The following is a 13076-nucleotide window of genomic DNA, read 5'->3' on the forward strand; positions in this document are numbered from 1 at the left end:
TACAATTTATGCTTCCGCATAGGCTTCTATAGGAGCACAAGTACAAATTAAATTTCGGTCTCCATAAGCATCATCTGCCCGTCTTATAGCAGGCCAAAACTTATTTTCGGAAATATAAGGCAGTGGGTATGCCGCTTTTTCCCTTGAGTATGGAAAATGCCATGCATCGGCGGTTAACATCGCTAATGTATGGGGTGCATTTTTAAGGACATTATTAGGTTCTTCCGGATTGGTTTCTTCAATTTCTTTTCTGATGGCAATTAAAGCATCGCAAAACCTGTCCAGTTCTACTAGGCTTTCACTTTCGGTAGGTTCTATCATCATAGTGCCATTTACAGGAAAAGATACTGTTGGTGCATGAAACCCATAATCAATAAGCCGTTTGGCAATATCAATAACTTCAATACCTTTTTTCTTGAACGGACGGCAATCAATGATCATTTCATGAGCGGCCCTTCCACATTCTCCGGTATACAGGATATCGTAATGGCCTTCTAAACGTGCTTTTATATAATTTGCATTTAAAATAGCATATTTAGTAGCATCCGTTAAGCCTTTTGCACCTAGCATTTGAATATATCCGTAAGAAATCAGGCATGCGAGCGCACTTCCCCAAGGAGCAGAAGAAATAGCTGTAATGGCTTGCTTTCCTCCGGTTGCAATGATTGGATTTGTAGGTAGAAAAGGAACCAAATGTGCAGCCACACAAATAGGCCCTACTCCCGGGCCACCACCGCCATGTGGAATAGCAAAGGTCTTATGAAGGTTAAGGTGACATACATCGGCTCCGATAGTCGCCGGATTGGTCAAACCAACTTGTGCATTCATATTAGCACCGTCCATATATACCTGACCGCCATTGTCGTGAATGATTTTTGTGATTTCTTTGATGGATGACTCAAAAACACCATGGGTAGAAGGATACGTAACCATCAATGCCGCAAGCGAATCTTTATACTTGATGGCTTTTTCACGAACATCTTCGATATCTATGTTTCCGTTTTCGTCCGTTTTGGTAACAACTACTTGCATGCCGGCCATGACCGCAGAAGCAGGATTGGTTCCATGGGCAGATGCTGGTATCAAACAGATATTTCTATCGAAATCGCCCCTAGATTGATGATAAGCCCTTATTACCATTAACCCGGCAAATTCACCTTGTGCCCCGGAATTGGGCTGTAACGAGGTTCCGGCAAAACCTGTAATGACGTTTAACTGCTCTTCTAATTTCTTTATAACTTCATGGTAGCCTTCTGCTTGATTTTGTGGAGCGAAAGGATGAATATTGCCCCACTGTGACCAGCTTAACGGAAGCATTTCAGAGGCAGCATTGAGTTTCATGGTACAGGAACCCAATGATATCATGGAGTGGTTGAGTGAAAGATCTTTACGCTCTAGTTTTTTGATATACCGCATAAGCTCAGTTTCCGAATGATAACTGTTAAAAATTTCATTGTCTAAAAAGGGAGAAGTTCTTTTCAATATTTTCGGAAGTGCTTCAGACGTTGTATAGTTTGTAATTGCAACAGCTGTTTTTTTAGCAGCTGTTGCAAAAATTTGAACAATGGTATTGATATCGGTCAATGAGGTAGTTTCATTAACAGCTATAGAAATTGTATTGTTGTCAATATAATAAAAATTAATCCCTTTTTCTTCCGCTATCGGTTTTATCGTCTCAGTATTTGCATGTATAACAATGGTGTCAAAATAAACATTATTTGTCTGCTGATAGCCTAATTTTTCTAGCTGATCAGTAATAGTAACCGCTGATTTATGCACTTTCTGTGCGATGTATTTTAACCCTTCAGGCCCATGGTACACAGCATACATGCCCGCCATGACTGCCAATAAAACTTGAGCAGTGCAAATATTGGAGGTTGCTTTATCCCTTTTTATGTGCTGTTCCCTAGTTTGAAGTGCCATCCGTAGTGCACTGTTACCATCCATATCTTTAGTAACCCCTATAATTCTTCCCGGAATAGTACGTTTATAAGCTTCTTTAGTGGCAAAATAGGCAGCATGAGGGCCTCCATACCCAAGAGGGATGCCAAAACGCTGGGTAGTCCCCACAACAACATCAGCGCCCATTTTTCCGGGAGGCGTTAGTACAACAAGGCTGAGTATATCTGCAGCTACCGCTATTTTTATTTCCTGTTCTTTAGCACGTGCAATAAAATCGGAATAATTATGAACATTCCCATGCTTTCCGGGATATTGAAGGATCGCTCCATAGAAATCTGTACTAAAGGAGAATGTTTGATGGTTACCTACTACTAATTCAATTCCCAACGGAGTAGCTCTAGTTTGTAATAAAGAAAGTGTTTGGGGCAATAGTTCTTCAGAAGCAAAGAACTTGACAACATTATCTTTTTTTTGTTCTCTACTTCGTAGCTCGAACAACATAGCCATGGCTTCTGCTGCAGCCGTACTTTCATCTAATAAAGAAGCATTTGCTATTTCCATACCGGTAAGATCACATACCATTGTTTGGAAATTCAATAATGCTTCCAGCCTTCCCTGTGCAATCTCGGCTTGGTAAGGGGTGTACGCGGTATACCAGCCAGGGTTTTCCAGAATGTTACGTTTAATGACAGAGGGCGTAAAAGATTCATGGTACCCTAGTCCTATAAAGGACCGATAGACTTTATTTTTGGAAGCCAAGTGATGAATGTGATTAAGAAACGCATTCTCACTCAAGGCTTCCGGGAGTTTTAAATCAGATGATAAACGGATATCATCAGGGATTGTTTCATAAATTAATTGGTCTACAGTATCAACACCAATAGTTTTGAGCATATGATCAATGTCCTGCTCTTTGATACCAATGTGACGTAGTGCAAAAGAATCTGTCCTCATTCCGGAAATATTAAAATAAGATGGGCAAAATTACGTATTAAATTTGTTAAATATAACGTTGTAGCATTCCCTTTTAAGTGAAGTTTTTAACCAAAAGAGATAATTATGAACAGATTTTTTACTTTTATGCTGTGCGTATTATAAAAGCTATTTTTGATTTCTATATCCATGCTAGTATTCATGTGGCAATAGCGGTCTATGCATTGGTACAATTGACATATATTAATTTAGGTTTTTTTGAAGATGCTACGGTAGGTTATCTAGCTTTTTTCGGAACAATTGTAGTGTACAACTTTATTAAGTATGGAAGTAAGGCCAAAAACTATTTTTTTGTTGAGAAAAGTAATGAGAAGATAATACAAGTATTTAGTATACTTTGTGGATGTATAGGGATGTTCTATGCTCTTGGGCTTTCTTTGAACGCTATGTTCTTGCTTATGTGTTTAGGTATCATTTGTATGTTGTATGCAGTCCCTATCTACATGTTCAAAAAAAGGTTTCGTGAATTTAACGGAATAAAATTACTCATCGTTGCTTTTGTATGGACGGGCATGACAGTTTTTTTGCCTGTATTGAATACGAAAGTTCAATTGGATGGCAATATTATAATTGAAGCGGCACAGCGATTTCTATTTATTATTGTAATTACATTGCCTTTTGAGATCCGTGACCTTCATTTTGATGAACTGAGCTTGGGAACGATACCACAAAAAATAGGAACAGGGAACACTAAAAAATTAGGGCTATTTTTCTTGATATTGTTTGTACTGTTGGAACTTTTTAAAGTTGGTTATACCACACTTGGGTGGTATATAATGATCATACTAGCAATAATAACTACTTTATTATTGTTTTTTTCAACAGCAAATCAATCGAAATATTACAGTGGTTTTTGGGTAGAAAGCTTGCCCATATTATGGTGGGGAATGGTATTTTTGACTACATTGGTTTAATTGCCAAGATTATTCATTTCCCTTTCAAGGGATTCTTTCATTTCCCTTTTTTGAGAAGTTTCCAGCGTTTTAATATTTGCCTCTTTTATAAGTTTTGACAACTTATTATTATCCATAGAATATTTCATACATGCTTTACAGTATAAAACGTGGATAATCATTCTGATTTTTTCCCAGAAAGAAGCCTCATGATACTGCTTTCTATCACATACATGATTAGCCTCTTCGCATGTTAAGAATATTTTTTTCCGCAAACTCATTTAAAACCAATTTTGTTCTAAGCAGGAAACCAATGAGGTTCTTGCTCTGTGAATGATTACCCATAGATTAGACGGTGTGATGCCTATTTCATTACAAATATCTTCAGTATCAATCCCTTCGATTGTTTTCATTTTGAAAACACGTGCTTGTTTTTCAGGCAATTTGCCTAAACAATTTTCTATGGCAAGCCTCAATTCTTCATTTTGAATAGTATCTTCTGCATTCATTTCAAAAGAATCGGCCACTTGTTCTTCAAACCAGTTTCCTTCTGAATCAGGATCAGAGTTGTAATCAATCAATACTTCTGCTTTTCCTTTTTTAGAATTTATTTTCCGATAATGGTCAATTATTTTTCGCTTCAAAATGGATATAAGCCATGTACGTTCGGATGCATCACCCTTATAGTTTTTGGAAGCTTTTAAAGCGGCCAGAAAAGTATCTTGGACAATGTCTTGAGCTATTTCATTATTGCTGACCCGGGCAATGGTATAATTGTACAAATAGTCTGCATATTTGTCTATCCATTGATTAGGGTTGAGGGTGCTTACCGACATATGATCACTTTTGCCTTATCAAAAATAAGAGAAAAATAGATTAAATAAGAATAATGGGGCGGCTAATTAATTTTTTTATAATTTTAATGCATGATGAGAAAAATTTATATTGTTTTTGCAACACTAATTGTTTTTAGTTGCAATTCGACAGAAGAAAAAAACATAACTGTTTTGGATACAGCATCGTATTCGGAAGCTATTGAAAAAGGAAAAACAACATTAATTGATGTTCGTACTCCCGAAGAATATGCCGAAGGCCATTTGGAAAATGCGGTAAATGTTAACTATCTATCAGATGATTTTGCTGAAAAGATAAGTGACTATAAAAAGCGCAAACCCATATATATCTATTGCAGGTCGGGGAACAGGAGCGGAAAAGCTGCATTGGTGATGGATTCCCTTGGTTTTAAGAAAATCCTGGATTTAGAAGGTGGTGTTTTAGGATGGCAGGCAGCAGGAAAACCATTGGTTAAATAAAACTAGTTTAGGAGCCCTGCTCTTTTTAATAAAGCATCCGGTTGCGGTTTTTTACCTCTAAAGCGTATGTACAAATCCATTGGGTTCTCCGTTCCGCCTTTCGAAAGTATGTGCTTTTTAAAGCTATCAGCTACTTTTTTATTGAATATACCTTTTTCCTTGAATAGTTCAAAAGCATCTGCATCTAATACTTCTGCCCATTTGTAGCTGTAATACCCCGCTGAATATCCTCCTTGAAAAATATGCGAAAAGGCAGTGCTCATGCATGTCTCTGGAGTTTCAGGATATAGGTTGGTTTTTTCAAATGCTTTTTGTTCATGTTTTTTTACATCGGTTATAGCTGTAGGATCATTTCCGTGCCAACTCATGTCCAACATTCCAAAACTTAACTGACGCAATGTTTGTATTCCTTGCATGAAGGCAGCCGATTTTTTTATGCTTTCAATGTATTCCATGGGAATAACTTCTCCAGTTTCATAGTGCTTTGCAAAGAAGTCCAATGCTTCTTTTTCATAGCACCAGTTTTCCAGTATCTGGCTAGGGAGTTCTACAAAATCCCAGTAAACACTCGTTCCACTAAGGCTAGGATAAGTGGTGTTTGCCAACATGCCATGAAGGGCATGCCCGAATTCATGGAAAAGCGTGGTTACCTCATTAAAAGTTAATAGAGAAGGCTTGGTTTTTGTAGGTTTTGTAAAATTGCAGACAATGGAAATATGTGGACGTTCATTTGCCCCATCTTTTTTATATTGTGACTTATAGGAAGTCATCCATGCACCGTTACGTTTCCCTGCCCTTGGATGAAAATCAGCATAAAAAATAGCTGTAAAATTGCCTTGGTCATCTTTTACTACATATGTTTTTACATCAGGATGATAGGTATCTATGTCAAAAACTTCTTCAAAATGAAGCCCATATAGTTTCTTTGCAATTAAAAATACGCCATTGATCACATTCTCTAATTTAAAATAGGGTTTCAGTTTTTCATCATCTAGATTAAGTAGCTTTTGTTTGAGTTTTTCTGTATAGTACGCCCCATCCCACTTTTGAAATTTTTCGACGCCATCTGTTTCTCTAGCAAAATCCTGAAGTTGTTTAAACTCTCTTTTAGCAGCAGGTTTTGCTTTTTCAAGAAGGTCATTTAGAAATTCTGTAACCTTTTCAGGAGTTACTGCCATCCGTTCTTCTAGGATAAAATGTGCATGTGTTGAATAGCCTAAAAGTTGTGCTCTTTGGTGTCTTAATTTAGTTATTTGCAGGACTATTTTTTGATTATCGAGCGCATCATTATGAAATCCTTTGCTGCCAAATGCGAGCGCCATTTTTTTTCGGAGTTTCCGGTTTTTGGCATAGGTCATAAAAGGAATATAACTAGGGTAATTTAGTGTAAATACCCACCCTGTTTTATTTTTACTTTCGGCAAGGTTTTTTGCTGCTTCAACAGCTCCTTCTGGAAGCCCTTTTAAATCAGCTTCATTAGTGATATGAAGTTCAAACTTATTGGTTTCTGCCAACACATGTTCACCAAATTTAAGACTGAGTTGAGCAAGCTCTTTGTCAATAGTCCTTAATTGTTTTTTTTTGTCATCCGAAAGGTTGGCGCCGTTCCTTGAAAAACTCTTATACTTTCGTTCTAACAGCATGCTTTGTTCCTTGGTCAAATTGAGTTTTTCTCTTTCTTCATATACAGTTTTCACTTTTGCAAACAGTACTTTATTTAGACGGATGTCATTTCCAAATTCAGTTAATAATGGTGATATTTCTTGGGCAATATTTTGAATAGTTTCATTTGTTTCTGCACTGTTCAGGTTGAAAAAAATGTTAGTGATCCTGTCTAGTTGCTCTCCTGAATATTCCAATGCTTCAATGGTGTTTTTAAAGCTTGGTGCATCCGGATTTGAAGTAATTACATCTATTACTGCTTTTGTTTTTTCAATTTCTTTTTTGATTGCAGGAAGAAAGTCTTCTTCTTTTATCTTGGAAAAGGGAGCAGTATTGTATGATGTTGTAAAGGCTTTATTTAGAACAGAGTTCATTTAAATGTTTTTTTTGATTAAAATATGTGTAAGATGATTTATTCGTAGATAAAATAAGCAACATTATTTTATGGCTGAAAAAACACAAAGGTTTTTGGTTAATAGTGTAAAAAGCTTCAAGGTATTTCTTAAAGTTTTATTTTTTAAGGTTATTGGAATTATCAATTACTTTTTGCTTCAGGTTTTCTTTGTATTGAAGCACTTTGTCCAATATTTTTTTGTTGCTACTTCCTATGATTTGTGCAGCTAATATTCCGGCATTTTTAGCACCATTTAATGCTACGGTAGCTACCGGAACGCCTCCCGGCATTTGTAGAATAGAAAGCACAGAATCCCAGCCATCTATTGAGTTGCTGCTTTTTACGGGAACCCCGATGACCGGAAGCGGCGACAATGAGGCCACCATACCCGGTAAATGGGCTGCCCCACCAGCACCTGCAATAATAACAGAAATCCCTTGATTATGGGCATTTTTTCCAAATTCAAACATTTTTTCGGGCGTTCTATGCGCAGATACAATATCGGTTATTACCTCAATGTCAAATGTTTTTAATATATCAATAGCTTCTTGCATGACGGGAAGGTCACTGGTGCTCCCCATAATTATGGCTACTTTGCTCATTTTTACTAATTGCTTATTACGTTTATGGTCTTTTTTACTTGTTCTGCTATTTTTCGCGCTTCGTTTAATTGTTCATTGACAATAGTTACATGTCCCATTTTCCGAAAAGGGCGGGTTTGTTTTTTTCCATAAATATGAGGTGTAACACCTTCCATAGCCATTATTTTTTCTACGTGTTGGTAGATTACAGGGCCGGTATGGCCTTCACTACCTACTAAATTGACCATGACAGCACCAAGTTTACTAGCCGTTTTGCCCAGAGGCAGGTTTAAAATGGCTCTTAGGTGTTGCTCAAACTGATTGGTGTAACTAGCTTCAATACTATAGTGGCCGCTATTGTGTGGTCTGGGGGCTACTTCATTTACTAAAATGCCATCGTCGATGGTCTGAAACATTTCTACAGCCAATAAGCCTACATGTTTCAAAGCATTGGATACTTTTAAGGCAATTAATTGTGCTTTTTCTGCAACTTGCTTATCAATCCTAGCAGGGCAAATCACATATTCCACTTGATTGGCCTCTGGGTGAAATTCCATTTCCACTACAGGATATACCGCAATGGCACCATCAACATTCCGGGCGACTGTAACGGCCAGCTCATTTTTAAAAGGAATTAAATCTTCTGTAATACATGAAACATTTGGGAGTTCTTCCAAATCAGAATAAGTTTTAACAACTTTTACACCTTGACCGTCATACCCAAAGCGGGTACTTTTCCAAATAAAAGGAAAATGGAGTGATTCATTTTTTATAGCGGCTTCTATCTCATGTGTGTATGCAAATCGTAAAAACGGTGCAGTGGGTATGGAATGGTCGACATAGAAAAGTTTTTGTTTCCCTTTATCTTGGATAATCTCCAATGTCTTAGAAGATGGATAGACTTTTATTCCTTCACTCTCTAGCTTTTTTAAAGCATCAACATTTACATGTTCTATTTCTATGGTGAGTACATTGACTTTTTTTCCAAAACGGTAGACAGTATCAAAATCCATTAAATCACCTTTGTGGAATTCATCACAGGCAATTTTGCAAGGAGAATCATTGTTTGGGTCAAGCACTAAAGTATAGATGTCATACTTTCGGGTTTCGTACAACAACATTTTTCCGAGCTGTCCGCCACCTATAATCCCCAGTTTAAAATCGGATGAGAAGTAGTTCATATCCATCATTTGCACAAAAATACATTTAAATCTTAAATGAATCTATGTAAATCAAAAATCAAAAATCAAAATGTTATCTTTGCTCTTTCTAAAAAAACACATCCAATTGATTAAGCTCCACGATAAAGACTTTCAGGCGTTTATTTCAGCAGAGGAAATAGCGGGTGCAGTAAAAAAGGTAGCTGCGCAGGTTGCAGCTGATTTTAAAGATGAAGTGCCGGTATTTGTTTGTGTATTGAACGGAGCTTTTATGTTTGCTTCTGATTTCATGAAACAATATCCATATTCTTGTGAAATAAGTTTTGTAAAGCTTAGTTCTTATCATGGACTTTCATCTACAGGAATTGTAAAAACACTCTTGGATGTGCCTAAAACTGTTGAGGGAAGAAGTGTTATTGTGTTAGAAGATATTATAGATACAGGAAATACGTTAAAAGAACTTATTCATCTTTTTGCTGATATCAATGTGAAACAGTTTAAGGTAGCAGCTATGTTTTACAAAGAAGATGCTTACAGCGGCGAATATAATATAGATTATGTTGGGATAAAAATACCCAATAAATTCATAGTAGGGTATGGATTGGATTATATGGAGCTGGGCAGAAACTTACCGGAAGTATACCAATTAAAAGAAAAAAATATGATAAACTTAGTACTCTTCGGAAAACCGGGAGCAGGAAAAGGTACGCAAGCAGCTTTTTTGAAAAAAGAATACAATTTGGTTCATATTTCCACCGGAGATGTGTTTAGGCGAAACATTAAAGGAGACACAACACTTGGAAAACTTGCAAAATCATATATGGATAAGGGTGACTTGGTGCCGGATGAAGTGACCATTGATATGCTAAAAGCAGAAGTGGAAGTAAATGTAGATGCCAATGGGTTTATTTTTGACGGTTTTCCTAGGACTATTGCCCAAGCAAAAGCACTAGACACTTTGCTAATAAACAAAGGAATGAAGGTAAGTGCCACGATAGCATTAGAAGCAGATGAGGAAGTATTAACGGATCGATTATTAGAAAGAGGGAAGGTAAGTGGCCGGAGCGATGATCAGGATGAAGAAAAAATCAGGAACCGCTTTGAAGAATACAATCAAAAAACAGCGGCTTTAATAGATTACTACAAAGATCAATCTAAATTTCATAGTGTAAATGGTATAGGTTCTGTAGACGAAATCACATTACGCTTGAAAAAGATTATCGATGAGTTATAGTATCCCTAGTATTTAATATATAACAATGACCGAAGGGAATTTTGCAGATTATGTGAAGATTCACGTAGCTTCCGGAAATGGTGGTAAAGGTTCTGTACATTTACATCGGGAAAAATACGTGACAAAAGGAGGTCCTGATGGTGGCGATGGTGGGCGTGGAGGCCATGTTATCATACAAGGAAATAAAAATTTATGGACGTTATACCATTTTAAATTTAAGCAGCATTTTAAGGCCGGGCATGGAGAACATGGTAGTAAAAACCGGAGTACAGGGGCTAACGGAGAAGACAGTTACATAGAAGTTCCTCTGGGGACGGTAGTTAGAGATACTGATACAAATGCAGTTCTATTTGAAATTACCGAAGACAAGCAAGAAAAAATTGTAGCTAAAGGAGGTATGGGCGGCTTGGGCAATTGGCATTTTAAAAGCCCTACCAATCAAACGCCCCGTTATGCACAACCTGGAACCCCTGGCGAAGAAAAAAAGATTACCCTTGAACTGAAAGTACTGGCTGATGTAGGGCTAGTAGGCTTTCCTAATGCCGGAAAATCTACCTTATTATCTGTGATGACTTCTGCAAAACCTAAAATTGCTGATTATGAATTTACAACCTTAAAGCCAAATTTAGGGATTGTTCAACACAGGGACTTTCAAACATTTGTAATGGCCGATATCCCTGGCATTATAGAAGGAGCGGCAGAGGGGAAGGGTCTTGGACATTATTTTTTGAGACATATAGAACGCAATGCCGTATTGCTATTTGTTATTCCTGCAGATAGTCGAGATATTGCTAAGGAATATACTGTTTTATTGGATGAATTAAAACGATACAATCCGCAGTTATTAGACAAACAACGCATGATTGTCATTTCCAAAAGCGATTTGCTGGATGATGAACTGAAGGCCGAAATGAAAACAGAGTTGGATAAAGAATTTAAAACAATTTCCTATCTTTTTATTTCTTCTGTGGCACAGCAGGGAATACAAGGACTAAAAGATGCTCTTTGGGCTTTATTAAATGAATAAGAGTAAAAATTTATAGGGGATTAGTTCAGCAAGTTAATTATCCCAAATAATAATAAAAATAGCCCTTTCTTCAAAAAAATCAACAGGAAAAATCATAATATTTCGTAGTTTAGTTTATATGGTGATATAATATATGAAAGCCATTCTGTATAACCCAAATTAATATGTAATGAATACACATCTACTCAAAACCATTAGTATTTTATTTTTAATTACGGGATGGGTACATCTTAATGCCCAAAGAGCTTCTCGAGAGTCGTATAAATATACGTATGTTAACTATCCATTGGTTGACGTCTCTAATGCGTATTCCTATGGAATAAAAATCCATCAAGGTGGCTTGCCTGTTTCTGAAAACCATTTCACTAGTAATAGGGCCCGGAGGAAGTTTAGGGAATATACCAAAGACCTTACATTTTATGCACTAGACCATTTTAAGTATGTAGAAGAAGATCCGGATATATGGATAGAAATAGCTTTTGGAGATTTTGAAGTTGTTGAAAAAGCAATGAAAATCCATAAAATAGGATGTGTGTATGAAGGGGCAAAACTCAATTCCGTAGAGAGCATAAAAAAGAACCTAAAAGAATGTGATGGTTATTATTATGAAATAACCTATAAGGTGCCGTATATTTTAAAAATATCCAATAAATCAGGGCAAGTATTTTTCATAAAAGAATATGACACGAATGATGTAACCACCTATGGATATGATTCAACAGGGCTTACCGGGTACTTGGTTAAAGAAGAGTTAGCTGCTGCATTTGAAGAATCAGGGATGGATAAAATATATAGGGACGCTATACATGAAAAAGTGGCTGAAATGCTTTATGATATCTATGAAAATGTATTTTTTGATAAAGAAATAGATGAGTTTAAAATAGGGACCGCCAAAGACAAGGATTATGATTATGCCAAACTTGATGAGGTTCAGGATAACGTAATAGAAGCTCTTGAAGAAAACACCCCTGAACTGGAAACTGTTTTAAAAGAAGGAATCGCAATATGGGAATCAGAAGTAGCCGATGCAGATATAGGAAATAACAAAGCCAGAATTAACCGAAGGGTAGCTACTACACTATATGGGAACCTTACTATTGCCTACATGTACTTAGATGATTTTGAAAAGGCGACGGTTTATGGAAAAGAGTACCTGAAACTTACAGAAATTGCTTTTAATCAAGCAATTGATGATCGGGCAGAAGTAATTTGGAGCCGACTGAAAGACCGGGAAGAACGTCGTGAAAATAATAAGTCTTTAATAATGAATGCCCCTTTAGTAGAAGCTCCTGATCTGGTAGACATCTTCAATGGGAAATCTGTAAATGGTTCTTATACCTTGCTTACCGGGCTGGCTATGTATTCTGATTTTCAAGAAGAAATAAATGCCATAAACACTGAACGTATAGCAGCTATACAGGCAGCCAGTGAAGAAAAACGGAACAACCCTACAGAAGATGATATAGTAGAAAAGTACCGAAATAGGATTTCTTATACCGCTTTACAAGGATATGTATTGTTTATAAACAATTGGTATGATAGGGATATAGAAGGCAAAGAGCTTCCCGAAGCTATAGGGACACTTAAAGAATTGAATGAGTTACGTGCGTATGGACTAAGTTTGACGGCTGTCCCTGAAAATATAGGAAGTCTTACCGGATTAAAAAGATTGGACTTATCAGGAAATGCCCTAACTGTGTTGCCGGCATCTATTGGCAACCTTTCACAGTTAGAAGTGTTAGACCTTTCCGATAATCAACTAACTACGCTTCCGGAAGAAATAAAAAACCTTGCAAATCTAAAAAGGGTAAAACTAGGTAAAAATAATATTTCCTCAGCAGAAGAAAAACGGATAAAAGCGTTATTGCCCCCTAAGTGTAAATTAAAAATATAAGAGTTTTTGCAAACTGTTTTTCA

The 13076-nt window shown here is 36.7% G+C and carries 11 protein-coding genes; 5 read left to right on the forward strand and 6 right to left on the reverse strand.

What is annotated here, in order from left to right; all coding sequences use genetic code 11:
• Positions 1-6: 6 nt before the first annotated feature.
• Positions 7-2856: an aminomethyl-transferring glycine dehydrogenase gene (gene gcvP, locus WBG21_RS02105; protein WP_340074321.1), complete on the reverse strand. Its 2850-nt coding sequence runs from the start codon at positions 2854-2856 to the stop codon at positions 7-9.
• Between the two features lie 131 nt (positions 2857-2987).
• On the opposite strand from gcvP, the gene WBG21_RS02110 reads away from it, so the two are divergent.
• The gene (locus WBG21_RS02110) at positions 2988-3809 is read left to right on the forward strand and encodes a UbiA prenyltransferase family protein (RefSeq protein ID WP_340074322.1); all 822 of its coding nucleotides are present in this window, start codon (positions 2988-2990) and stop codon (positions 3807-3809) included.
• Here WBG21_RS02110 and WBG21_RS02115 read toward each other — a convergent pair.
• Together WBG21_RS02115 and WBG21_RS02120 are read right to left on the reverse strand one after the other, a co-directional pair.
• Positions 3806-4069: a hypothetical protein gene (locus WBG21_RS02115; protein ID WP_340074324.1), complete on the reverse strand. Its 264-nt coding sequence runs from the start codon at positions 4067-4069 to the stop codon at positions 3806-3808. The two genes, WBG21_RS02110 and WBG21_RS02115, sit on opposite strands and share 4 nt — an antisense overlap.
• Positions 4070-4624 carry a sigma-70 family RNA polymerase sigma factor gene (locus WBG21_RS02120; protein WP_340074326.1) on the reverse strand — a complete coding sequence of 185 codons (555 nt, stop codon included), beginning with the start codon at positions 4622-4624 and terminating at the stop codon, positions 4070-4072.
• 90 nt (positions 4625-4714) lie between these two features.
• Between WBG21_RS02120 and WBG21_RS02125 the strand changes: the two genes are divergently transcribed.
• Positions 4715-5101: a rhodanese-like domain-containing protein gene (locus tag WBG21_RS02125; RefSeq protein WP_340074328.1), complete on the forward strand. Its 387-nt coding sequence runs from the start codon at positions 4715-4717 to the stop codon at positions 5099-5101.
• Between the two features lie 2 nt (positions 5102-5103).
• Here WBG21_RS02125 and WBG21_RS02130 read toward each other — a convergent pair whose 3' ends face one another.
• The 3 genes from WBG21_RS02130 to WBG21_RS02140 form a co-directional block, all read right to left on the reverse strand.
• A complete protein-coding gene (locus WBG21_RS02130) occupies positions 5104-7137 on the reverse strand; it encodes a M3 family metallopeptidase (RefSeq protein WP_340074330.1) in 2034 nt (677 codons plus the stop codon).
• 136 nt (positions 7138-7273) lie between these two features.
• Positions 7274-7759: a 5-(carboxyamino)imidazole ribonucleotide mutase gene (gene purE, locus WBG21_RS02135; RefSeq protein WP_340074332.1), complete on the reverse strand. Its 486-nt coding sequence runs from the start codon at positions 7757-7759 to the stop codon at positions 7274-7276.
• Positions 7760-7764: 5 nt separating this feature from the next.
• On the reverse strand, positions 7765-8919 hold the full coding sequence (locus WBG21_RS02140; RefSeq protein WP_340074334.1) for a 5-(carboxyamino)imidazole ribonucleotide synthase: 1155 nt from the start codon (positions 8917-8919) through the stop codon (positions 7765-7767).
• A gap of 106 nt (positions 8920-9025) precedes the next feature.
• Between WBG21_RS02140 and WBG21_RS02145 the strand changes: the two genes are divergently transcribed.
• The 3 genes from WBG21_RS02145 to WBG21_RS02155 all read left to right on the forward strand — a co-directional run bounded on the left by WBG21_RS02145 (position 9026) and on the right by WBG21_RS02155 (position 13053).
• Positions 9026-10132, forward strand: a complete 1107-nt coding sequence (locus WBG21_RS02145) for an adenylate kinase (protein ID WP_340074336.1) — start codon at positions 9026-9028, stop codon at positions 10130-10132.
• Positions 10133-10157: 25 nt separating this feature from the next.
• Positions 10158-11159: a GTPase ObgE gene (gene obgE, locus WBG21_RS02150; protein ID WP_340074338.1), complete on the forward strand. Its 1002-nt coding sequence runs from the start codon at positions 10158-10160 to the stop codon at positions 11157-11159.
• 169 nt (positions 11160-11328) lie between these two features.
• Positions 11329-13053, forward strand: coding sequence for a leucine-rich repeat domain-containing protein (locus tag WBG21_RS02155; protein WP_340074340.1), 1725 nt, complete (start codon positions 11329-11331; stop codon positions 13051-13053).
• The last annotated feature ends 23 nt before the right edge of the window (positions 13054-13076 follow it).

The organism is Leptobacterium meishanense (genome assembly GCF_037645805.1).
GTDB classification, from domain to species: Bacteria; Bacteroidota; Bacteroidia; order Flavobacteriales; family Flavobacteriaceae; genus Leptobacterium_A; species Leptobacterium_A meishanense.